This is a genomic window from uncultured Tenacibaculum sp. (genome assembly GCF_947498805.1).
Lineage (GTDB): Bacteria > Bacteroidota > Bacteroidia > Flavobacteriales > Flavobacteriaceae > Polaribacter.
Map to the genome: position 1 here is coordinate 75,988 of NZ_CANMLT010000010.1, position 25,417 is coordinate 101,404.

General features: G+C 31.9%; 18 protein-coding genes. 9 read left to right on the plus strand and 9 right to left on the minus strand.

Translation table 11 applies throughout. From position 1 onward, the window contains the following. The first annotated feature begins 17 nt into the window (after positions 1-17). From Q0873_RS16985 to Q0873_RS16995, 3 genes are all read left to right on the plus strand, one after another. Positions 18-1,316: an amidohydrolase family protein gene (locus Q0873_RS16985; protein ID WP_299109629.1), complete on the plus strand. Its 1,299-nt coding sequence runs from the start codon at positions 18-20 to the stop codon at positions 1,314-1,316. A 146-nt stretch (positions 1,317-1,462) separates the two neighbouring features. Further along, the gene (locus Q0873_RS16990; RefSeq protein ID WP_299109631.1) at positions 1,463-2,257 is read left to right on the plus strand and encodes an RNA methyltransferase; all 795 of its coding nucleotides are present in this window, start codon (positions 1,463-1,465) and stop codon (positions 2,255-2,257) included. Positions 2,258-2,297: 40 nt separating this feature from the next. Next, entirely contained in the window at positions 2,298-3,413 is a 1,116-nt protein-coding gene (locus Q0873_RS16995) for a hypothetical protein (protein ID WP_299109633.1), read from the plus strand. A 61-nt stretch (positions 3,414-3,474) separates the two neighbouring features. On the opposite strand, the gene Q0873_RS17000 is transcribed toward Q0873_RS16995, so the two are convergent. Beyond that, positions 3,475-3,918: a hypothetical protein gene (locus Q0873_RS17000; RefSeq protein ID WP_299109635.1), complete on the minus strand. Its 444-nt coding sequence runs from the start codon at positions 3,916-3,918 to the stop codon at positions 3,475-3,477. Between the two features lie 180 nt (positions 3,919-4,098). On the opposite strand from Q0873_RS17000, the gene Q0873_RS17005 reads away from it, so the two are divergent. From Q0873_RS17005 to Q0873_RS17015, 3 genes are all read left to right on the plus strand, one after another. Beyond that, on the plus strand, positions 4,099-5,391 hold the full coding sequence (locus Q0873_RS17005) for an alpha/beta hydrolase (protein ID WP_299109637.1): 1,293 nt from the start codon (positions 4,099-4,101) through the stop codon (positions 5,389-5,391). A gap of 27 nt (positions 5,392-5,418) precedes the next feature. After that, the gene (locus Q0873_RS17010; RefSeq protein WP_299109639.1) at positions 5,419-6,462 is read left to right on the plus strand and encodes an FISUMP domain-containing protein; all 1,044 of its coding nucleotides are present in this window, start codon (positions 5,419-5,421) and stop codon (positions 6,460-6,462) included. Positions 6,463-6,542: 80 nt separating this feature from the next. Then, positions 6,543-8,861 carry a type IA DNA topoisomerase gene (locus tag Q0873_RS17015; protein WP_299109641.1) on the plus strand — a complete coding sequence of 773 codons (2,319 nt, stop codon included), beginning with the start codon at positions 6,543-6,545 and terminating at the stop codon, positions 8,859-8,861. Between the two features lies 1 nt (position 8,862). On the opposite strand, the gene Q0873_RS17020 is transcribed toward Q0873_RS17015, so the two are convergent. The 3 genes from Q0873_RS17020 to Q0873_RS17030 form a co-directional block, all read right to left on the minus strand. Continuing rightward, positions 8,863-10,545, minus strand: a complete 1,683-nt coding sequence (locus Q0873_RS17020) for a hypothetical protein (RefSeq protein WP_299109643.1) — start codon at positions 10,543-10,545, stop codon at positions 8,863-8,865. Between the two features lie 17 nt (positions 10,546-10,562). Beyond that, on the minus strand, positions 10,563-11,720 hold the full coding sequence (locus tag Q0873_RS17025) for an ABC transporter ATP-binding protein (RefSeq protein WP_299109645.1): 1,158 nt from the start codon (positions 11,718-11,720) through the stop codon (positions 10,563-10,565). A 166-nt stretch (positions 11,721-11,886) separates the two neighbouring features. Further along, positions 11,887-13,548: a tetratricopeptide repeat protein gene (locus Q0873_RS17030; RefSeq protein ID WP_299109647.1), complete on the minus strand. Its 1,662-nt coding sequence runs from the start codon at positions 13,546-13,548 to the stop codon at positions 11,887-11,889. 214 nt (positions 13,549-13,762) lie between these two features. Here Q0873_RS17030 and Q0873_RS17035 point away from each other — a divergent pair, with 214 nt between their 5' ends. Then, entirely contained in the window at positions 13,763-20,296 is a 6,534-nt protein-coding gene (locus Q0873_RS17035; protein ID WP_299109649.1) for a LamG-like jellyroll fold domain-containing protein, read from the plus strand. Positions 20,297-20,300: 4 nt separating this feature from the next. After that, positions 20,301-20,474, plus strand: a complete 174-nt coding sequence (locus Q0873_RS17040; RefSeq protein WP_299109651.1) for a hypothetical protein — start codon at positions 20,301-20,303, stop codon at positions 20,472-20,474. 16 nt (positions 20,475-20,490) lie between these two features. On the opposite strand, the gene Q0873_RS17045 is transcribed toward Q0873_RS17040, so the two are convergent. Further along, positions 20,491-21,168, minus strand: a complete 678-nt coding sequence (locus Q0873_RS17045; protein WP_299109653.1) for an RNA methyltransferase — start codon at positions 21,166-21,168, stop codon at positions 20,491-20,493. Between the two features lie 148 nt (positions 21,169-21,316). Between Q0873_RS17045 and Q0873_RS17050 the strand changes: the two genes are divergently transcribed. After that, complete coding sequence (locus Q0873_RS17050; RefSeq protein WP_299109655.1) at positions 21,317-22,000, plus strand: NAD-dependent deacylase; 684 nt, start codon at positions 21,317-21,319, stop codon at positions 21,998-22,000. On the opposite strand, the gene Q0873_RS17055 is transcribed toward Q0873_RS17050, so the two are convergent. The 4 genes from Q0873_RS17055 to argE form a co-directional block, all read right to left on the minus strand. After that, the gene (locus Q0873_RS17055) at positions 21,978-22,448 is read right to left on the minus strand and encodes a DUF6495 family protein (protein WP_299109657.1); all 471 of its coding nucleotides are present in this window, start codon (positions 22,446-22,448) and stop codon (positions 21,978-21,980) included. The two genes, Q0873_RS17050 and Q0873_RS17055, sit on opposite strands and share 23 nt — an antisense overlap. A gap of 71 nt (positions 22,449-22,519) precedes the next feature. Next, positions 22,520-23,446, minus strand: a complete 927-nt coding sequence (locus Q0873_RS17060; RefSeq protein ID WP_299109660.1) for a hypothetical protein — start codon at positions 23,444-23,446, stop codon at positions 22,520-22,522. Between the two features lie 74 nt (positions 23,447-23,520). After that, entirely contained in the window at positions 23,521-24,192 is a 672-nt protein-coding gene (locus tag Q0873_RS17065; protein ID WP_299109662.1) for a Crp/Fnr family transcriptional regulator, read from the minus strand. Between the two features lie 75 nt (positions 24,193-24,267). After that, positions 24,268-25,416 carry an acetylornithine deacetylase gene (gene argE, locus Q0873_RS17070; RefSeq protein WP_299109665.1) on the minus strand — a complete coding sequence of 383 codons (1,149 nt, stop codon included), beginning with the start codon at positions 25,414-25,416 and terminating at the stop codon, positions 24,268-24,270. Position 25,417: the final 1 nt, after the last annotated feature.

Below are 25,417 nucleotides of genomic sequence, written 5' to 3' on the forward strand. Positions count from 1 at the left end.
ATTTAAAGCTACAAAACATGAAAATTAGAATTATATATAGTTTAGTATGTTTCTTATTCATAGGAAATTTACTTGCACAGCAAACACCAGCACCTAAACAAACCCAAGGGTATTCTATTGAAGGAGCTACCGCTCATTTAGGAAATGGTGAAGTTATTGAGAACTCTTTGATTATGTTTACCGACGGAAAAATTTCATTTGTCGGTAAAGCAGAAATGAGAATAGCCCGTATAGGTAAAGTGATAGATGCTAAAGGAAAGCATGTATATCCAGGGTTTATTGCTGCAAATACCTCTTTAGGTTTGGCAGAAATTGATGCAGTTAGAGCTACTAGAGATTTTGATGAAATTGGAAGTATGCTTCCTCATATTCGTAGTATTATTGCGTATAACTCAGAAAGTAAAGTAATCGAAACCATGCGTCCTAATGGAGTATTAATGGCACAAGTTGCACCAAGAGGTGGTGTTATTTCAGGAACGTCTTCTGTAGTACAATTAGACGCTTGGAACTGGGAAGATGCTACCTTAAAAACCGATGATGGAATTCATATGAACTGGCCTAATGTATTTTCAAGAGGTCGTTGGTGGATGGGAGAAGATCCTGCTTTAAAACCAAATAAGAATTACCAAAAAGGCATTACCACTATTAAAAAATACTTTAATAATGCTAAGAATTACTTAGCTGGAGATAAAGCTTCTATGAATTTACCTTATGAAGCTTTACAAGGTTTATTTAATGGAAAGCAAAAACTATTTGTTCATGTAAATGGTCAAAAAGGAATCACCGATGCAGTGAATACTTTAAAAACATTAGGTGTTCAAGACATTGTAATTGTTCGTGGTCGTGGTGCTGAAAAAGCAGCGGACTTGTTAAAAAAATATGATATTCCAGTAATATTAGAAAGAGCACATCGTTTACCAGGAGATGAAGATGAAGATTATGATTTACCTTATAGATCAGCACAAATCTTAACAGATAAAGGTATTTTAGTAGGATTAGGTATGGAAGGTGGTATGGAGCGTATGAGTACTCGTAACTTACCTTTCTATGCAGGTACTTATGCCGCTTATGGTTTAGACAAAGAGAAAGCTGTACAGTTAATTACACAAAATAACGCTAAAATATTGGGCATTGATGCAATTGCTGGAACATTAGAAGTTGGTAAAGATGCTACTTTATTTATTTCGGAAGGAGATGCTTTAGATATGCGTACTAATATTTTAACAGATGCTTTTATTCAAGGTAGAAAAATTAGTTTGGAATCCCACCAAACAAAACTTTGGAAGCGATATTCGAAAAAATATAAAAATCAATAAATAAAAAGAGCTCGGTTCACCCCCGAGCTTTTTTTATATACAAAAATTACCCCCTATTATAATTTCTGCATATATCACAATTGCACCACAAATATTTATAAATATTATTAGAAACGATATCCCTAAGAATAGGTATTTTTGCCCCTATGAAACAAATTAGCAGTATTCAAAACTCCTATATAAAAGAGTTGATTAAACTTCAAGAGAAATCACGTGAACGTAAGAAAAAAGGACTTTTTCTTGTGGAAGGACAACGTGAGATTTCATTAGTCATCAAAGGAAATTATACGTTAGAAACCTTATTGATACTTCCCGAAGTTGTTTCTAGAGAGTTTTTAGAAAATATAGATACTCAAGCTTGTGAAGTAATTGAAATTACTAAAGAGGTATATCAAAAATTAGCATATCGAGCTACTACTGAAGGAATGATTGCTGTAGTTAAGACAAAGGATTTTTCAATAAAAGATGTTTCATTCAACACTCCTACTCCATTAATAATGGTAATGGAAGGTATTGAAAAACCCGGAAATATTGGTGCTATGCTTCGAACTGCAGATGCCGCTAATTTAGATGCTGTTTTTATTACTAACCCTAAATCAGACATGTTTAATCCAAACATTATACGATCAAGTGTAGGTTGTATATTTACCAATCAAATTGCTGTGGGAACTTCAGAAGAAATTATAGATTTCTTAGAACAAAACAACGTTAATATTTACAGTGCTACTTTGCAAAACTCTAATGAATATCATAAAAATGATTATACTGAAGCTTCTGCTTTAGTAGTAGGTACTGAAGCTACTGGATTAACAGAGATCTGGAGAGAGAGGGCCACTCAAAACATAAACATTCCTATGCAAGGGGAAATCGATTCTATGAATGTTTCTGTTGCAGCCGCCATCTTAACCTTTGAGGCAAAAAGACAACGAGAATTTAAATAAATAAGAACAATTAATAATAAAATGTAAACCAACTATGAAAATGAACACTAAAAAAATTGCTATCAACTTAATCTCTATTATTTGTCTACTTTTTATAAGCTATTCCTGTAGTGATAGTTCCAATACTATAGGAGATTTGGTCTATGAGGGAGATATTGTTATCGATACCGATGAAAAATATGAAGCTTTTACCAAAAAAGGTTATACTGAAGTTAATGGTAGTTTAACTCTCAAAAACTTATCAATAACTTTTATGAATGACATGCACAACCTTAAAAAGGTTCATAAAAGTTTAATTATTGAATCGAATCAACAATTGGTGAGTTTAGAAGGTCTTGGAAATCTTACCCACATTGGTCGTGACCTTTTGCTAGGAAACAATAAAGCTCTATACGATATAAATGCCTTAAAAAAAACTCAAGAGTTAGGGTCTCTTATAATTCATGACTCTCCTTCTATAAAATCTTTACAAGTTTTTAGCCATATTACATCGTTAAAATTAGGAATAAATATTGGAGGTAATGACAATTTAGAAAGTCTTCAAGGACTGCACAATATTGAAACTTGTGGTACTTTAATTATTTCTTCAAACAATTCATTATATGATGTATCAGTCTTTAAAAAACTAACTCATATAGACGGTTTCTTATCAATAAAACACAATAAAAACATTACTAGTCTTGAAGGTTTTGATAATCTAGTTTCAATAAAAAGACATTTAAGAATTCATAGTAATAGGTATTTAAGAGATCTTTCTCATTTAAGCAAACTTACAACGATTGGAGAACATTTAATCATAACCTATAATGATGCACTTCCTAATTTAGAAGGTCTAAATAGTTTAAAAGCTGTTCCTGGTACACTTCAATTAATGAAAAATAACAGCTTAAAAAGCATAAAAGGTTTAAACAGTATTGAAACTATTGGACATGATTTAGAGATTACCAACAATGATTATTTAGAATCCTTAGAAGGATTTAAAAATCTTAAGTCAATTAATCGAAGTATACTTATCCGATACAATTCATATCTAAGAAACTTTTGCTCCTTACAACCTGCACTAAATTCTAATAGCTTAAAAGGAACTTACACTGTTGAGTTTAATAACTACAATCCAACAGAACAACACATAAAAGACGGTAGTTGTGAACTTTAATTATACACAATAAAAAAGCAGCTAATTCTTAGCTGCTTTTTTATTATAACGATGTTTAGTTTTATTGATTACTAAACAACTTATTAATTTCATCTTGACTTATAAATTTAGATTGTGTAACCACGTCAGGATCTCTACTTACGTATTGTTTAATTTGCACTTTAACTTCATTATCGTTTTGTCTTTCGAATTTTAAAAAGACTACCGCACCATTTGCTTTGATCTTAAATGCTTCTCTAGGGTTTTCTTGAAAACCTCTTAAAAATATTTGATGCAAAGAATTAAAATCATTGTTCAAATTTGTAAACGTAAAATGTACATACTCGTTAATAGCTTCACTATTAATGTTTTTATAGTAAAAGTTATAAGAGTCTTCTCCTACTTTTTCCATATATACAAACTCTACATGGCTTACTACTTCTGTTCTGGTAGTTTCAATAAACTCAATTTGGGAATACGATGCTAACGAAATAAACAACGCGGCTAAAAGGAATAATTTTTTCATAAGGGAAAAGGATTTATTTAATAGTTTGATTTTAATTTACACAATGTAAACGATGCTAAATATAAAAAATTATAATTTATTAAAATTTTGTTAAGATAGTTTTTTTCAAATGCAAAATTATATTGATTTTCCAGAGTTAAAAGCCTAATTTCGGTCACTGATTTAATTATAAAAATAGCCATGAAATATATTTTACACTTTTTATTATTATTTGTTGTTTCATCAACTATCTCTCAAAATAAAAAAGCCATATTAAAAGACTGGACAGCTTACTCTCAAACTATTAATGTTTCTAAGTTTGAAGGTGCAGAATTTAAAGTTTCTGCATACTTAAAGAATGGGAAAGTAAATTCTAAAGGTAAATCTGCTTTATGGGTTAGAGTAGATAAAAACGATAATACTACAGGCTTTTTTCGAAATGATGCCTATGACAAAAGTAAAAAGGTAACCAATGAATGGAAAAAATTTGAAATTGTAGGTAAAATTGATTCAAGTGCTCAAACTCTAACTTTTGGAGCTTTTTGTCAAGGAAATGGAGACTTCTATTTCGATAATTTTCAATTTCAAATTAAAGAAACTTCAGGTAAATGGAAGCTCATAAAACTTGAAAATGGAAGTTTTGAAAAAAATCGAGCAAATGATTCTTGGTTTGAAGGAATTCGAAAAAATAAAATAGTAAATGTTCAACAATTCAATATTATATACACGAAAGAGACTTCCTCTGACGGAAAAACAGCTCTTCAGATTACTGGTAAAAATATTATAGGAAACAATGAAAATGGAAAATATGTAAATGTTAACAATGTAGATTTATACTATGAAATTTATGGAGAAGGAGAACCTTTATTACTACTACATGGTAACGGTCAATCTATAAGTGCTTTTATGAATCAAATAGACTTCTTTTCTAAACGCTTTAAAGTGATTTTAGTAGATTGTAGAGGTCGAGGTAATTCTTCATTCGATTACAACAAAGAGCTTACCTATACTTTAGAAGCAAACGATATAAGTTTATTTTTAGAAAAAATAGGAATCAAAAAAACACACATTTTCGGATGGAGCGATGGCGGAATCATTGGGTTAATCATGGCTATGAAATATCCAGAAAAAGTGAATAAGCTAATTGCCATGGGAGCAAATATTAATCCACAAGGGTTAAAAGATTTAGACGGGATGTTCAACACGATTAAAGAACTTGAAAAAGGCAATGATGGAAAGAATGATCTTTTTATTTCTTTATATAAATTGATGGCATATTACCCTAAATTAAATTATGATGATTTAAAGGTAATTAAAGCCAAAACCCTGATTATGGCAGGAGATCGTGATGTAATTAAAAATGTACACACGATAAAGATGTATGAAGCTATTAAAGGAGCACAGTTGGCTATTTTACCAAATGAAACACATTATTTCCCAGAAGAAAATCCAAGTTTTTTTAACGAACTTGTACTAAAGTTTTTATCTGAGTAATATTTCCCTGTATAAAATCTTATTAAGATGAAATATCAATATTCTTTCTTATTAGTTTTTTTAATTTTTATACAAATTGGTTGTAAGAAACATACTTCTATAGATTCAATAATTTTAAAACCAATCGTTGTTAAAACCTTAGACTCTTTAATATCATACTCAGATAAAACAGGTAATAGTTTGTTTTCAACAGAAGACCACGATTCTTACTGGATTTATTTTTATAAAAAAAATGGTAAATGCTACCTAAGATTAATGGCTAATTTTAATTTTTATGATGAACATGAAGTTGAAGGATATACTTTATATAAAAATAAGGTTCTTACATTCTATGGAATGAACGATCAATGTAATACACAAGTTATTGATAAATCCAAGATTAACACTTCAATAAAAAAAATAAAAAATTACATTCAAAGCTATGATGATATTATTCCTCCACCCAATACCCCTTTAAATTTCGATTTTCTGTTAAAGGATGATACATTAATAAAAGTTGTTACACCTTCTGGCTACTTTACAGACAAAAGAGATAATAATTTTTATAGTACCATACATATTGGTGACAAAGAATGGATGGCTGAAAACTTACGTTACAATGCTAAAGGATCCTTTCTCAACCCTAATAATCCAAATGAAACCTACGGTAGACTCTATACGATTAACTCTTTAAGAAATGCCTGTCCAAAAGGTTGGCACTTACCTTCAGATAAAGAGTGGGATAACTTGGAAATTGCACATGGAATGGAGCGCAAATTTATCAATACCGGTGGATGGCGCGGAAAACATGCCATTCATATGAGAACGATTGATTCTTGGGATAATGAAGCTAACAATACCAATACATTAGGATTTAGTGTCTCGCCAGCGGGATATTATACTTCTGGAAAATTAGGACTCCCTAAAGGCTTTGAAGGTTTAGGTTTTGCTGCTGCTTTTTGGTCTTCACCCGAAAACAATATTACTATAGCTCGATTCATGTTCAGTCAAAAAACATTTGTGAATAAATGGGAAGACAACAATAACAATACCCTCATGGCACTATCTTGTAGATGTGTAAAAGATCAATAAGTATTCTGTGGAAAACAATCCTAAAACCCTTTTCTAGATTCATAAATATTTTACTAATTTCGACTTTCTAAATTCATTTAATGAAAGTCTGTATAGCCGAAAAGCCCAGTGTAGCCCGAGAAATTGCTAATATCTTAGGAGCCAATACCAAACGAGATGGATATTTCGAAGGTAATGGGTATGCGGTTACTTATACTTTTGGTCATTTATGTACACTTTTAGAACCTAAAGACTACAAACCTCACTGGAAAAGTTGGGATTTAAACAATCTCCCTATGCTTCCAGATAAGTTTGATACGAAAGTAACCGACGATTTAGGTATTCAGAAACAATTCAATATTGTTAAAGGATTATTTGAAAAAGCAGTTGTTGTTATAAACTGTGGGGATGCCGGACAAGAAGGAGAATTGATTCAACGTTGGGTAATTAACCAAGCTGGATATACAGGTGAAATTCAGCGATTATGGATTTCTTCACTTACCGAAGAAGCTATTAAAGAAGGTTTTGACAACTTAAAAGCCAACGACGATTACAACAATCTGTACTACGCAGGATATTCTCGTGCTATAGGTGATTGGTTGTTAGGTTTAAATGCCACACGTTTGTACACAGTAAAATTTGGTGGATATAAGCAAGTATTATCTATTGGTAGAGTGCAAACTCCTACCCTAGCCATGTTGGTAAATAGATTTAAAGAAATTCAAAATTTTAAGCCACAACCCTATTGGGAACTACAAACTTTATATAGAAATACACTCTTTAGTTGTGAAGAAGGTAGATTCTTAAAAAAAGAAGAAGGAGAAGCTTTTGCCAATAAAGTAAAAGAAGCCGATTTCGAAATAACTTCTGTTGTCAAAAAGAAAGGAAAAGAATATGCCCCTAAGCTTTTTGATTTAACAGGATTACAGGTGTATTGCAATACAAAATTTGGTTTTTCTGCTGATGAGACTTTAAAAATTGTTCAAAAGTTATATGAAATGAAAGTAGTTACCTATCCTAGAGTAGATACTACTTTCTTACCTAATGATATTTACCCTAAAGTTCCTAACATCTTAAAAGGCCTAAAACAATTTACTAGTTTAACACAACCGCTTTTAGAAAAGAAGATTCGTAAATCCACTAAGGTATTTAACGATAAAAAAGTTACAGATCACCATGCCATTATTCCTACAGGAGTAGAAATTAGCTTACAATACAACCAGCAACAGGTATATGATATTATTACTCGTAGATTTATTGCAGTGTTTTATCCTGATAGTGATATTGCTAAAACTGAAGTAAAAGGTGAAGCTGATAAAGTACCTTTTAGAACTTCTGGAAAAGAAATTTTAACCAAAGGTTGGCGTACTGTATTTGAGTTTGGTCGTGATTCAAAGAAAGATGAAGATAAAGACGTACTTCCTACCTTTGAAAAAGGAGAAAAAGGTCCACATAAACCTTCATTTTTAGAAAAAGAAACCAAACCTCCACGAAATTATACAGAAGCAAGTTTACTACGTGCTATGGAAACCGCTGGTAAACAAGTTGATGATGACGAAATGCGGGATTTAATGAAAGAAAATGGAATTGGACGTCCATCAACCCGAGCTAGTATCATTGAAACCTTATTTAGAAGAAAATATATAGAACGGCAAAAAAAATTAATCATTCCAACACAAACTGGAATTGATTTGATTGATTTAATAGACAATGAATTATTAAAATCTGCTGAACTTACTGGACTTTGGGAAAAACGTTTAAAAGAGATTGAACGCGGTGAGTACAGTGCCTCTCTTTTTATAAAAGAGATGAAACGAATGGTAGACACCTTAGTATACGAAGTTCGTTCTAATAAAAAAACAGTTCGTTTATCTGCTGAAACTGCAACCAAGACTCCTTCAGCAAAACCTAAAAAAACTTCTAAAAAGAAAGAAGTAGCTGGTAAAGAATGTCCGAAATGTAAAAAAGGACAATTATTAAAGGGAAAATCAGCTTATGGTTGCTCAAATTATAAAAATGGATGTGATTTCGTGTTAAGTTTCCAGTTTTTAGGAAAAAAGATTTCAGAAACCCAATTAATCCGTTTAATAGATAAAGGGTGTACAACCAATTTGAAAGGCTTTAAACAAGGAGATGATAAAATTGAAGGTTTAGTTCGATTCGATGATAATTTTAAGTTGAAATTAGAACCTAAAAAGGGGGCTTCCACACCTAAACAGAGTTCGACTCAAGACAGTGAGAAAATCACTTGTCCAAAATGTAAAAAAGGGACCGTTTTAAAGGGAAAATCGGCTTATGGTTGTTCTGAATATAAAAATGGATGTGATTTTGTGTTTACGTTTGATAACATCAAAAAAATAGCCAATGGAAAACCATTGACTAAAGAATTTGTTCTTGAAATATTAAGTTCTAATAGTTAGTTTACTCAGGTCTAACTTTTAATAGTTTGATATACTTACAATACACAAATACAGCAATTAGCCAGATAAACATAACTAACCAAAAACCATAAGTATCAAACCACTGCATAAACGGGTTTCTATACCCTTTAACAAGAATATTTTGTGCTCTCATATATTTATCATACAACATAACTGTAGATAATACAATACTTGGTAATGCAAAAAGCCCAAGAGTAAACAAAATAGAGACAATTACTTTTCTCCATAATTTAACATATGCAATTCGAGCAAAGATTAAAATAGTTATTGAAATTGCCATAAGCATAAGAACTTCCATATAAGTTTGTAAACCTAAATAATATCCTATTGAACGTGCATAAGTCAAACATAAAACAACAACTACCAACATTGCTATTGCCGCTACAAAACTTAGTAGTAAGGATTTCAAATCAGTCGTTTTAAAAACAAATAGAATAACTCCTAAAATAAACGAAAATGCAATAAGAAAATATAAAAACTCTATCTCAAATTTTGGATTATATGACTCATGTACATTTTTAAAAAAATTATCTAACCCTACCAAGTTACAATACAAGGTCTTTGAATACGGAACACTTGTTATATAATCCATTTCTCCATTTCCTGTTGCCGCCTTATAAGTCTCGTGCAGGTTTTCATCAATTGAATAATTATATTCAAATCTATCTTTAGGATCTATGGAATTTATTAATTCTTTTAGCAAATAATTAGGTTTATTATCAATTAATAAAAACCAATTATAAACTGTTAAATTATGTTTTATCTCATATTTATTGGCTAACGAAATAAACTCTTTTAAACTATTCTTTATATCCCTTTCATTACCCTTATTTAAAATCTCCTCATAGCCCTTTAATTGTTTCTTGTAGTCCAAAGAATCTTGTCCATAACCAAACATTTCACCTGAATAATTAAACAATGAAGGATGAATAAATTCCTTGAAATTAGAAACATCTTTAACAATTCTATATTTCAATTCATCTTTATACATAACCTGATTATCTCCAAAAAGCGCTACGTCTTTTTTCCAAAGCTCTTCATTAAACTTGTAAAACTGAAAATAGAATCCGTTGTACTCTATATAATGCTTACTAGTATCTACGGTTAATCTCTGGTCCTTTATATTTTCATAAGCTACTTCTAATGGAAATGGAGCTGGATATTTCTTTTTTGAAATCTCATAATCATCATAATTTCTAGTTAAGAATAATGCTGTTTTATTAAAAGATTTAATATCTGCATCTATTTCTTCCCAATTATGTAATTGTTTAACCTTCGTTATTAACCCCTGTTTAAAAGAATAGTATTGCGTAATGTTTATAAAGAATATTAAAAAGATATAGCAAAATTGCGTAAATAACATTCCTCTTTTTAACGCATAATGATTTTTAAAAGCATTGTTTCTTAAATAAAACAAAACCCAAATCAACAGTATAAAAATTGATAACAATATATTATAGTAAAGTATAGAAGTACTAGAATAATAGTTTGCCAATTGATATTCTTCCTTTAAGTCTGCTATATTTTGTATGGTAGCATGCCCCAATAAAAAGAAAAGAAGATGTGTAAATATTCCTATTCCTAACATCCATACTAAGCGTGTATTCCATACCAATGGATAATGCTCTAATAGGTATTTGTTTATTTTTTTTATAAAATTCATAGCTGTAATCTAAATTATTAATACACAAAAAAGCGTCGGGTTGATTTTGAAATATCTCTTAAATATTGAACTTTTATATCATTGTTAGCTAACAATATTAGCAGCTCATTAAAAGATAAGTCTGCAGTAAAATACAGTACATAAACTCCTCCATTGTACTCTAACTTTTCAAGATTATTGTCAAAAACCGTTTCTAATTCTTCTCTAGTACTTTCGGTATCAAGCTCTATAACTAAATGATGTTCTTCTTTCTCTTCTAACTGTAAATATTCAGAAGGCTTTCCATTTCTTAAATAAATTACCGCATCAGAAATTTTTTCTACTTCATATAATTGTTGTGAAGAAAAAATCATAGCTATTGGATTTACAGGAGATTTTGCCATCATTTTTAAATCTTCTAATATGATTTGTTGTGCCAAAATATCTAAGTTTGCCAGAGGCTCATCCAATAAAATTATCTCTGGTCTTCTTAACATGGTTCTTGCTAACTCAAAACGCATTTTATATCCTGAAGATAACTCACTCCATTTTAAATCTTTATACTTCCATAAACCGAATCTTGCCACCATCATGAGCACAAACAGTTCATTCATTTCTCCTTTTACTCCATGATGCACCAAGGCAAATTTTAAATTGTCTAATACTCGTCCATACCATACAGGAGTACGTTGGGGTATATACACTAATTTAGAGCTCAAATCATAGTCATCATTATTCCCAGAAGAAAAAGAATAATTCAATTTTCCAGAAGTTAGAGCAATTAGAGATCCTAAAATGGTTAACAAAGTAGTTTTACCATTTCCATTCTCTCCTACTAAACCAAAAATATCTCCTTTCTTTAATTCAATATCAATAGGTCCTAATACAAAACGACCTTTATTATAGCTCTTGGTGAGTTCTTTACCTTTTAAGATTGTTTTTCCATATAAACCCTGAGAAGAAACTCCTTCTTTTATAATCTCTTCCTTACAATCTTCAAAATTGTTTAATAAAGAGGCTTTGTTGGACTCTTCTGTATTCTCGTATATTTCAACAAAATTCAATACTTTCTTAAAAACCGAAGCGGAATTGGTATTTAAAGCTGCATCTAGCAAGCTTCTATATCCTAATGAAAAATCACCTCTTTTATAGTATAAAAAGGCATTTTCAATTAGTTCTAATTGAGTGTTTGACATAATAGCAATTATTACAATTTAATGCTTGAAGAATTTCTTTACTTCTTTTTTTGATAAATATAAGATTTTAAAAATGATTTGGTCATTTTAAAATTTTTATTGATCTATTTAAAAGGAACAGTAGTTGTATTAAAAAACTCTTTAAGCAGTAAACTTCCTTTATCAGCTATACTAACTCCATAATAGCTTGTTCTAGCTCTTGTCCCCTTTCTAGTCTCATTTTTTTTCGAATACGATGACGTGAAGCTTTTACAGATCCCATAGTTACATTTCGGATAATCATAATTTCTTTGATACTTAAATTCATCCTCATTAACGCACAAATCTCTCTTTCAGACTTTGTTAAATCAGGATATAAGGCAATTAATTTTTCATTAAACTCTTTATCTAGTTGTTCAATATTATCTCCAATAGAATCAAACTTACTTTCGGTTTGTATTTGTGAAGTCAAGTCTACAATTAACGATTGAAACCCCGAAGCATCCACATCATCTCCATGCTTCTTTATCTTCTTTAGTTTAGTAAGAAACTCTTGCTTAAACTGTAAACGCATTTTATTATCTGCCACCAATTGTTTTGCTTGATAAGTGGTATGCTTTAATTGTTCATCTAACAGTTCTTTTGCAAATTGTTCCTTTTTAAAACGTTCTCTGTTCAACCTTCTTCTATTATTAACAATAATTAAAAGCGTAATTCCTAGTATAGAAATTGATAATAATATAACAATGTAAAGCCTATTTCTTGCTTCCTTTACTTCAGTCATTAATTCCAATGCCTTTTTTTCATTTGCGAATTGTAAACTGTCTGCTTGTTTCTCTTTTTGAAACTTATAATTCAACTCTAATTCGGTAATCTTCTTTGCATTTTTAACATTGAAAATAGAATCGTAGTAATACTTATGGGTTTTGTAATAACCAAGGGCATACCTATAATTTCCCATTTTCTCAAAAATATGACTTCTTAACTGGTACAACAGAGGTAGTTTCGAAGTGTTTCCATATTTTTTAGCATAGGCAAATGTTTCATCTATGTAATGAACTGCTTCTTTATGTCGACCTAAATCAGAATAAATTTTAGCCAAATGCATTTGAACGGTAATAATGAATTTATTGTTTCTTTCAGATTTGTATAGTGCTAAGTTGTCCTTATATATTTCTATTGCTTTTTCATAATCACCTGTCGTGTAGTAAATTGCAGCTATATTTTCATTTGATCTTGTTTTTCCAAAAGCTGTAGAATAATAATTTCTAGAGAGTTTATAATAGTACATTGCCGAGTCATTCTGCTTATTATAATAATAGCTCACACCTAACATATTATTAGTTCTAGCAAATTGAGTACTATCAATGTTTCTCTTTTGTATTGCGATAGACTTAAAGAAATAGAATTTAGACTTATCATATTCCTTTTGATATCGAAACAACATTCCCATGTTGTGATAACTTTTAGTTAAGCCTAAAGAGTCTTTTAAAAGTTCTCTAATTTTTAAAGCCTGCAACCTTAATTCAAGCGATTTTTCATAATTTGTTTGCAAGGATTCATACTTACCTAAAGCATCTAATATTAATGCTTTTTGTTTTAAAAAGTAGTTATTAGGAACATCTATCTTATTAATAATTTCTAGGGACTGTTTCATTAATTCTCTTCCCTGTTCTATATTGTACTTTTCTACTTTTTTTGTAAGCTTAATTAAATAATCAATCTTTAAAGAATCGTTCTGAGCATTCTCTATCTTTTCCTTTAATTCAATAACCAAAGAATCTTTAGATACTTGTCCAAAAACTGTACCTACAACTATATAAAAAATAACCAATAGTAAAAGCCTCATAAACTGTGGGGGTATTAAAAAAGCAAGACAAATATAACTAGATAAAGATAAACATTCCTATAATCTTATAATAAGTAAAACACCCTTAACTTCTTTAAAATAAAGGGATGAAACTTTTTGTAACCATCAAAAACAGCTCTCTGCAAAATCTGTTTTGTACCATTGTATGATAAAACAATTTATAAGTTTAATAAAGTCTACCAAACTTCTTTTTATGAAAAAAACTTTCCTCTCACTACTAACATTCCTATATGCAATTGCATGTATTTTCCTTTCAGAAAATATATACGCAAGTAAACACAAGGAACCAACAAAAGATTTTGCCGGTGAAATTAGAGTAAAAGGACTAGATCCAATGGGGAGTCCATTTACTAACGGACAAACAAATGTATCTGAGCCAGATGGTACTCTTTTTATGAGTACGGCTGCAGGAGAAACAAGCATTTCTACTTTTACAATTGAAAACGCAAATTTTGTAGAAATACTCAATATCTCAAGTATTACCATTACTGGAGCTAACGCTAGCGACTTTGAAATTGAAGGTACTCCACCTACTATGGTTGCTCCCGGTGGAAACGAAATGTTAACTATTAAATTTACCCCCCAAACCGTTGGTACTAAAAATGCTATTGTAACCATTTCAAGTGACGATGCTACCAACGGTACTTTTACATTTGCTATTCAAGGAACCGCTTACGAACAAGGAAGTGGATTACACTTTGATGGTGTAAATGATAATATTACATTTAACAATGGTAATTATAGTATAAATGGTGGTAATTTCACCTTAGAATTTTGGATAAAACCAGAAATTTCGGGTACCGAAGAACATTTCATTTTTGATAATATGAGTGGGAGTTCTGGGTATAATCTGCGTATAGATACTTCTTCACAATTGAATTTTACCTTTTTTACTTCAAGTGGTGTTAAAACTCTTATGACATCTCCTATTGTAAACAATCAATGGCAGCATATTGCTATTGTTTATAATGGAAATAATTATCAGATTTTTATTGATGGAACTAATAATAATACGCTTACTCTTTCAGAAGCAATTGTTGATAGTAGTAATAATTTAACTATCGGTAGTGCAACGGGTGGTGGACAATATTATGCTGGAGCAATTGATGATTTTCGTGTTTGGGACATTGATTTATCAAGTTGTAGAATTTCTAATCAGTTTAAATGTCAACTTACAGGGAGTGAAGATAATTTAATTACTTATTACACTTTTAATAATGGTCAGGTAAACGGAAATAACTTTCCAATGTTTTCTATTCTTGATCCAAAACATACCGTTAGTTCGGGGATTCCTCCTCAAGGTACTTTGAATAATTTTGGATTAACAGGAACAAGTTCAAACTGGATAGATGCGAGTGCAAATGGACTTACTGGAACTTGTAGTACTTACACAGAACCAATTATAAGAATTACTTCCAATAGCAATACAATTACAAATGGAAGTACAGATACTGTGTCACCAAACAATACTTCTTTTGGAAATGTAGTATTCGGACAAGCAGAACCTGCAGATTATACAATTAATAATTCGGGAACTGCTAGTTTAAATATATCTAATATTACTATTAATGGTTCTTCAGACTTCTCTATTATTGAATCACCTACAACAATAGCGGCTGGGGCTTCAGGAAACTTAAGTATATTATTTACTCCTTCAGCAAATGCAAATAGAGCAGCAACTGTTGAAATTTCAAATGATGATTGTGACGATGGAACTTTCACTTTTGCTATAGAAGGTACAGGATACACTCCTGCAACAGGGCTTCATTTTGATGGAACAGATGATCATGTTAGCATTAGTCATAATAGTTCTTTTAATACAAATACATTTACAATAGAAACGTACTTTAAAACATCGTCTACCACAGCCGGACAATCAATTATAGCTAAGTATGATGCTACAGGAATTAATGGGTTTTCTTTGCATTTAAATAGCTCAGGGGTGTTACGATTTGAGTACGCGGTACCAAATAGTGAAACAACTAGTTTATCGAACACTTCTGGACTTAATGATGGAAACTGGCATCATGTTGCGATAGCCTTTGGAAATGGAAAGATAACTTTCTATATAGATGGTGTATTAGACAATGAAATTACGTTTAGTAATATTCCAGAAACTCCAACAAATACAGAATCACTTTCTATAGGATATTCTAAATTTAATAACGTTTATTTTAATGGAGAAATAGACGAAGTACGTTATTGGTCTCGAGTATTATGTTTAGATGAAATAAATGCTCAGCGTGGTTGTGAATTGGCAGGAAATGAATCGGGATTAGTTGCCTACTATCAACTAAATGAAGGAAGTGTAGATGCTAATAATTCATCTAAAACAACTGCAAATGATGAAACTTCTAACAATTTAGATGGTACGCTAACAAACTTTTCTTTAACAGGTACCAGCTCCAATTGGGTAGATACTACTACTAATAATATTTCAAGCTCTTGTTCAGTAGCTATCCCAGAAATTAAGGTTCAAGGTGAAGGTAATGATATCCTAAATGGAGATACCACTCCTATAACTGGAGATAACACGAACGCCGGAAGTGTCAATGTTGGTAGCTCAAAAGAAATGAAATTCTTTGTTCGAAATTCCGATGGATCGGCTGCGTTAAATGTAAGTGGTATTGTACTTACTGGTGATACTGGAGATTTTTCAATTACTAGAAACCCGAGTAATAATGCAATCCCTGCTACAGAATCAGCTTCATTAATCATAACTTTTACACCTACTTCTGGCGGAACAAAAACAGCTACAGTGATTATTAGTAGTGATGACTGTGATGAAGCTACCTATAGTTATACCATCCAAGGAAGTGGTATTCCTCCAGGAACCGGTTTAGATTTTGACGGTTCCAATGATTTAGTAACTATTTCGCACAATAACACTCAAAACAACCTTAATTTTTCAGTTGATTTTTGGATTAAAACCACAGATGGTCTTGGTGGTGTTATCAATAAATTTACACCCGATGGAAACAACGGATGGCGAATTAATCTTGATGGAGGTAGAATAGAATTTTACTACTATGCAAGTGCTTCCAATTATATTACTCGTTTATTGAGTCCTGCTACTAAAGTGGATGATGGCGAATGGCATCATGTCGCAATTACATTAAATTCGGGCAATGCTCGATGTTATATTGATGGTACTTTAGCAAGATCAACTGGTTGGGTTGGAACTCCTACAGCTACTACCACCACTGCTAACATTCAATTAGGATATGCCGCTGCTGATACTCCAAGTGGAGATACAGGTGGTTATTTTGATGGGCAGCTAGATGAATTACGTATCTGGACAAAAACATTGAGTGCTTATGAAGTGGGACAATTAAATGGTTGTACTGCAGACATGTCACAAAACGATTTAATAGCTAGTTATAATTTTAATGCTGGAATCTCAGACGCAGATAATAGTGGATTAACTACTTTAAATGATAGTTCTTCAAACAGTTTTGATGGTACTTTAAGTAATTTTGCTTTAACAGGTGCTACGAGTAACTGGATTGATGCTTCTTCAAATAATGTTTCAAGTAGTTGTGATTGTGTTATCATTGGTGATGTTACACTAACTACACAAACTGAAGTGGATACTTTTACAGCAACTTTAGGTGATTGTGGAATCATTGAAGGAGATGTTACTATTAATGGGACTATTACCGATTTATCAGGTTTTTCTAAAATTCATACCATCTCTGGTAACCTAAATTTAGAAGGAAATATTTCCAATGATTTATCTGGGCTTTCAAACTTAACTACTATTGGAGGTAATATGACATTTAAAGATATGTCAAACATAACATCATTAGGGAGTCTATCAAGTATAACAAGTTTGGGAGGAAGTTTTGAGGTAAACAATCTAGACCAACTAACAGATATTTCAATTCTTAATCAACTTACTTCTATTTCAAGTATAGCTATCACAAATAACTCAACATTATCAACGGTTGCTTTGGATGAATTACAAACTATGAGTTCTCAACTTTCCATTACATTCAATAGCTCATTAAGTTCTATTTCAATTCCAAAATTAACTCAAGTAAGTGGAGAGTTTAGAATAAATAATAATGGAGGAGGAATGACGAGTCTTAATTTACCTCTTTTAGAAAGTACCCAAAATTTTCTAATTGCAGATATGAATGGTTTACAATCCATAACCGCTCCAGAACTACTTACTATTACAGGTCGTCTTAATATTGGTGGTTGTAACGCTTTAACTACCTTAAGTATACCTAAACTAACAAGCATCAGTAACAATGCATCAATCGACTATTGTCGACAATTAACGACCATAAATACAGCAGCCCTGTCAACTGTAGGTGGTAATTTGAGTATAGATGACATAGGAATAAACAGTTTAAGTTTCCTTCAAAATGTAACAAGTATTAATGGTCAACTTTTACTAAGAGATCTCGTTAATTTAAATAACCTTCAGGGATTTGATGAATTAACTACTTTGGGAAGTTTTAATCTATCTGATTGTGATTTGGTTACTAGTTTAGAAGGTTTCCCTAAATTATCTATTACGTCTATCAATTCATTAAGTATTTCTGAAAATGAATTGATTACAACATTCGATAATTCTTTCTTAGAATCATTAACATCTATTGGTATTTTAGGTATTAGCTTTAATGGAAATCTTGCAGATATAAGTGCATTACAAAATGTTACAGAATTAACAAGTACAAATTCTACTATTAGAAACAATAATGCTTTATTAACTATTGATTTGTTTGGATTACAAAATGTAACTAATTCATTGATTATCCAAAATCAAGCCAATACGACAAGTTTATGTGGTTTATTCAACTATGTCCATAATGGTAACGGTTCTTCTACTCTATCTTTTTTCGGAACCAATCCAACTTCTTGGGATAGTGCTCAAGATATTACTGATAATTGTGGTACACCAGTTATCACATTAACAGGAGACAACCCACAAAATATTGCGTTAGGTAGTGGTTATACAGAGTTGGGAGCTAGTGTAAACGATGGTTCTAGTGTGACTATTGACGCAAGTGCTTTTGTTGATGCTATTGGAAGTTATAGTATTACTTATAACGCTACGGGTGTTTCAGGAAACGCTGCTGTTGAAGTAATTAGAACGGTAAATGTAGTACATCCAGCACAAGTTACTTGGGACGGAAGTGTAAATACAAGTTGGACCACCAATGGAAATTGGTCTACCAACCTACAACCGCTTACTACTCAAAGTGTACTTGTTCCAAATGTTACCAATACACCAGAAGTAACCAGCGCTGTTCAAATAAATGATTTAACTGTTGAATCACTTTCTTCTTTTGACATCAATACAAACGGAAGTGTAATGGTTGAAGGAAACTTCACTAATAACGGAAGTTTTACCATGACATCCACAGCATCCAATAGTGCTAGTTTGGTGGTAAAAGGTACCTCGAACGGAGAAGTAACTTATGAGCGTGGAGGATTGATTGCTAATCAATGGAGTGTTGTCGCTGCACCAGTATCTGGTCAGAGTATAAAAGACTTTGTTGAAAATTCAGCAAATAATATTCGAGTAAATACTACAGTAACACCAAATAGATACGCCGTAGGATATTATGATGACAGTAGGTCAGCGGGAGACAAATGGGTATATTATACGGTAGATGATTTAGCCTCGAATAGTATTACTTTCGCAAAGGGACAAAGTTACGCAATCTCTAGAGCAAGCAATGGTTCGGTAAGTTTTACAGGAACTGTTGAAACAGCAGATGTAAACAAATCAGTTGTAGTATCGGAATGGAACGCAGTTGGAAATCCATATACCGCATTTTTACCAATCAATGAAAATTCGGGAACTAATTTTATCAATGATAACTTAGCTAGTTTTGATCCAACCTATGTAGGAGTATATGTATGGGATAATACACAAAGTAAATATACTGCTAAAACTTTGGTAAGTGAAGAAAGCTCATTAGCTCCAGGACAAGGATTCTTTGTAAAAACAACGGGTGGTGCTAGTAACATGACTTTTAAACAAGCACAACGAATGGTGCAACCGGCTACAGGGGGAACTTTTGGGAAGAATTCCAATGTTCCAACAATTGAGTTATCTATAGCTTCTAAAGGAGTTCAAGTAAATACAAGCATTACTTATAGAAACAATGCTACCAAAGGATTAGATGCAGGATATGACGTAGGAAACTTTGATGGAGCTGAATTGGATATTTATACACGATTACTAGACGGTTCATCAGAAAAGAATTTTACGTATCAGTCTTTGCCTAATGAATCAAAGGAGACTTCTATCATTCCAGTAGGAATTAAAGCTAAAGAAGGAGCAGTTGCAACGATATCAGGAAAAGGAGTTTCATTACCAGTAGGTGTAGAAATGTATTTAGAGGATAGAGAATTAGGAAAGTTCATCAACTTAAATGAAGAAGACTATTCATTGACCATTGGAAAAGCAACCAATAGTGTTGGAAGATTATACTTACATACGAAAGCTCAAGTAGAAATTCCAGAAGTAACATTGGCAGATATTGCGATTTATAATGTAAACAATCAATTATTTGTAAAAGGAATATATGGAAACTACTTCAAGCTTAGCATGTACAATACTTTAGGTGCTGTCGTATATACACATCATTTTAAAGGAACTGGTAACAATACTATTGATTTACCATCTGTAGAAACAGGATTATATGTAATACGCTTAGAAACAAATATTGGAACCAAAACCAAAAAAATTATCCTTAAAAAATAACACAATGAGCAACCAAAATATAAAACATAAAGGAAATAAAATCACCCGAAAAGAAGCCTTAGAAAGGCTAGGTACATATGGAAAATATACCGCTTTAACAGCTTTAGGAACTTATTTGATTTTGAATCCACAGAAAGCACAAGCTCAAAGTCCTGAAACTCCAGGAAACAACTTTTAATCATAAAAAAACGAGGCTATTCAGCCTCGTTTTCTTTTTGATAATGTTTCTTTAATTTATCTAAATTCTTTATTGATTTTTCAATCCATTCGGCATATAATACTTCCTTTTCATTCTCTTCTAACTGCCAATCGTTTTTTTGAAGTTTCATTCGACTAGTCACATCTTGTAAAGTAATCGCTGCTGCAACTGAAATATTTAAGCTTTCGGTAAAACCTACCATCGGAATTTTTAAAAATCCATCAGCTTGCTCTTTTACATAATCAGATACTCCCTCTTTTTCAGATCCGAAAACAAAAGCTGTCTTTTTAGTAATATCAAAATCAGATAAAACACAAGAATCTGTATGTGGTGTAGTAGCAATAATCTGATAGCCTTTTTCCTTTAAATCTTGAAAACAAACCGCTGCATTATTTCCATCTTCTTTATATCGATTCAAAGTTACCCATTGCTGACTTCCTTTGGCTACTCTTCTTGATACTTTGTTTATATTATAATCTTCAATAGAATATACATCTTGTACTCCAAAAACATCACAACTACGAATCACTGCACTTGCATTATGTGGCTGAAAAATATTTTCTACCACCACAGCAAAATGCCGAGTTCTCTCCCCTAACACCTCTCTAAACTTCTGTTTTCTTCGATCAGTTACGTATCCTTCTAAAAAAGATAACAAGTTTTTATCCATCATATCGCAAACATAGTAAAATTTACTTTTTTTAGTTATACCAACGATAACAAGCTTTTATTTTCTTAAACTTGCTATAACAATGCAGTATGTTCTAAACAACATACTATATATTTTAGATTCAAGATTATTAATTTCTTAAAATTTATCTATGAAAAAACTTGTTGTACTTACAGGAGCTGGTATGAGCGCAGAAAGTGGTATTAAAACTTTTAGAGATGCAGATGGTCTTTGGGAAGGTCATGATATCTATGAAGTAGCTTCTCCAGAGGGTTTTGCTGCAAATCCAACTTTAGTTTTAGATTTTTACAATCAACGTCGTCAACAATTATTAACCGTAACTCCAAACTTAGGACACAAAAACTTAGTTTCATTAGAAGAAAACTTTGAAGTGCATATTGTTACTCAGAATGTTGATGATTTACATGAACGTGCAGGAAGTTGCAATGTGATACACCTACATGGAGAATTATTAAAAGCTCGAAGTTCAGAAGACATCAATGACATTTTTGAATGGAAAAAAGATATTTTTTTAGGAGACTTAACGAAAGATGGAGCACAAATTCGTCCACACATTGTTTGGTTTGGTGAAGACGTTCCGATGATAGAAACTGCTATTGAAATTGTAGAAAAAGCTGATGTTTTAGTAATTATAGGAACTTCAATGCAGGTATATCCAGCGGCAGGGTTGGTTAATTACATTCAACCAAATACACCGATTTATTTTATTGATCCCAAACCTAGTGTAAACAAAAATGCCTTCAATAACTTAACTATTATTGAAGACACTGCTAGTAATGGTACTAAAAAGCTTATTGATTTATTAATCGATTAAAATATTCGAATAATTCACCTTTAGAAATGTTGCTACCTTTTTCTATTAAATCGAATACTTCAACATTTCTTTCTTCAGTATATTTTTTTGAACCCTGAAGGTATTCTACAGATCTATCTTGAGGGTTCTTTAACAACCACTCATACCCTTCTTGTTCTAACACATTGATATCTCTTTTAAGTTCTATTACAATACGTTTGATTTCTTCCTCTTCGCATTTGAATAGGTTTACAACTTTCGGAGAAAAGTGTTCTAAGTAATTTGTTCTTGTTAATACATCATCCCAAACAACATCACTAAACACTTTCATTTCATCTTCTGCTACTTGAGGTTTTTCTTTTTTAAGTTCCTCCCATTCCTTTTTATCAATGCTTTGTGAAGCTAAAAAACGTGCAAATTCCTCATGCAAGCTTTCAAATTGTTCTTTTGTAAGTAGTCTATATTTCATAAAAAAAACCGCCTCTTTTTAGGCGGTTCAAATATCTGAATTTCTAAAGAATTTAGAAAACCCATATGAAATTATCTCGTCACAGTACCTGAAATTGCTTTACTGGCATACTCATTATTTACAGCAAAAGCAACACTAACTGTTTGATTGTTTAATGCTTGAACAAATGGTTTTAATCCAAATGGAGCTTGCGCATCATTTGTTGTTGGCTCAATAGAAATTACCACAGTAGCACTTGTTAAATCAATTGGAAAATCAATGTTTGGATATCTACTATTAGGATCAGCTATATAATCTTCTCCTGGGAATGGTGGAACTCCATTAGGACCTTTAAATTCATTGTTGTTCGCAGCTCCAAAGAAGCTTACATCAGCGGCATTAGGATCAGAGAATCTACCTGTTGAAACTGGCGCTTTGTTTCCATTTTTGTCGTCAACAACTACCCAACCTTCATAAATCCAACCATCGGCTAAAGTTGGTAAATTTCTAAACCCTCCTGTTGTTGGAGGTAGCGCATTTATAAACCAAATTCCATTGGCATCACTTCCTACAGTTCCTACTGATGGAGCTTTTAAAAATGCTTGTGCTGTAGCTGTTTCTAAATTAGTTCCTGCTGCATAAAGAGCATCATCAGTCGAAGGACTTGCTGAATTTCCATTAAATACACCTTTTGAAAAAATCCAACCACTAGGATTTGCTAAATCATCTCCTGTTTCATTTGTTGACTCAATAGTTAGTACATACATTGTTGCCGCATCAACTTTAGCTCTATCAATTGCTCCACTTGCATGACTTTCTCCTTCAGTATGTGAAAATCTTCCTGTTGAAATTTTTTCCGCTCCAACAATTAACCATCCTTCATACACGTAATTATCACCTAAATTAGGAAGGTTTTCAAATGATTGAGAAACGATTCTCGTTGTCGGTAAATTATCATCGTTACAAGCTGTAAAGATTAGCGCACTTAATACAGCTAAACCTAAAATTGTTTTTTTCATTGTTTTTGTATTTTTAGTTATACAAAAACAAAGTTAGCACTGAGTTTTTTCTTAAAATGTCAGCTAGATGACACTTATGCTATAATTTTTCGAAGTCTTATTTCTTTTCTGTTAAAATCAATGATATTCTCTTGTTTTAACTCATTCATCATTGTATTTAACGTTTGACGCGAAGTTCCAATTAAGGTAGCAATGTCTTTTTGATTATATGGGTGTTTTATGACATGATCTCCATTTTCAGGGCACTCATATCCATATTCCTCACAAAGATCCTTAAAGAACTCTAACAATCGTGTTTTGGTATCTTTAAACAAAAGGAGTTGTAATCTTCTTTCTAACTTTTTTATTCGAAGCCCAATAAACTTGTAAATCTTAAAACTTACAGATGCATTCTCCCTCATTAAATCATACATCGTGTCTTTTGACACTGGGCAAATAAGTGTTTGATTATCTATAGATTGAGCAAACTCATTCCTTCTTTCTATTCCTAAAATTGCTTTTTCTCCAAACAATTCTCCTTTGGTCAAAATTGCTTTTATAACCTCCTCACCTTCTTCTGTATAGTATCCAATTTTTACTTTTCCTTCGTCTATCAAATATAATTTAGTAGCAGCATCATCTTCAAAATAGATATAATCTCTTTTCTTATAGGTATTGAACTCATGTCCAGTCTTAAACTGGGAGTATTTATGTGGACAAAGTATTTTAAATAAATTAACTTCTTCTAAGTACCAAATACCTCTCATAGTTAAATCGTTTATTATGGTATGTCGAAAAAGGTTAAAATTCATTACAAAAAAACTCTGGTGTTTACCAGAGTTTTAAATACTTATTTTTTTAACTATATTTTCTATCATTTGGACACCAAACTCCAACTGTTCTATAGATACAAATTCGTTGGCCCTATGTGCTTGTTCTATGGAACCAGGTCCGCAAATAATACTTTCGAAGCCTGCCTCTGCAAACTGACCTGCTTCAGTAGCATAGGCTACATAACTAGGCGTTGTATTTCCTGTTACTTCTCCTATAAGATCTACGATAGATGCTTTTTCATCTGTTTGAAGCCCTGGAACTGGCGGATGTAATAAGGTGTTTTCTATTTTAAAACTAGGAAACTGTTTTCTCTTTTCTTTTTGAAGTTCATCACAATATTCTTGATATTCATTTACAATATCCATAATATTATCTTCAGGAATCGATCGAACGTCCCATTGAAAAGTAGTACTTCCTGCAACAACATTGGTTGCTATTCCTCCTTTTATTTGCCCAACATGCATAGTTGAATGAGGTGGTAAAAAAGATTCATTTGTATTCCGCCTAGCCAATTCTTTCATTTTATTTTCTAACCAAAGAATTAACCTTGTACTTTCGTGAATGGCACTTACCTCTTTCTCTATTCTACTACTATGCCCCTGACTTCCGTTTACATGTGTTTCGACATATAAAATTCCTTTTTGACCAACAATAGGTTGCATCATTGATGGTTCTCCAATAATGGCGTATTTTGGTTTTTCTGAATAATAAGATTTGATATCCTCTGCCAACTCAGGTGCTCTTAAACAGCCAATTTCTTCATCATAAGAAATTGCAAAATATATAGGCACGGATAAATTGGCTGCAACCATTTGTGGTAATACAGATAAAAAACAGGCCAAATATCCTTTCATATCACAGGCACCTCTTCCGTATAAGTTACCGTCTTTTTCAATCAATTCAAAAGGATCTGTATTCCAAGGTTGTCCTTTTACAGGTACTACATCTGTATGACCAGATAAAATGATTCCTCCATCTAGAGCCGGACCAATTCTACAGTGTAATGACGCTTGCGTTTTTTCTTCATTATACACATACACTGTTTCTACATCATATTTTCTTATATAATCACTAATCCAATTTACTAAGGATAAGTTATTTTGTTTACTCAATACATCAAAACTTACAAGTTTTGCTAAGATCTCTTTGGCTGTCATT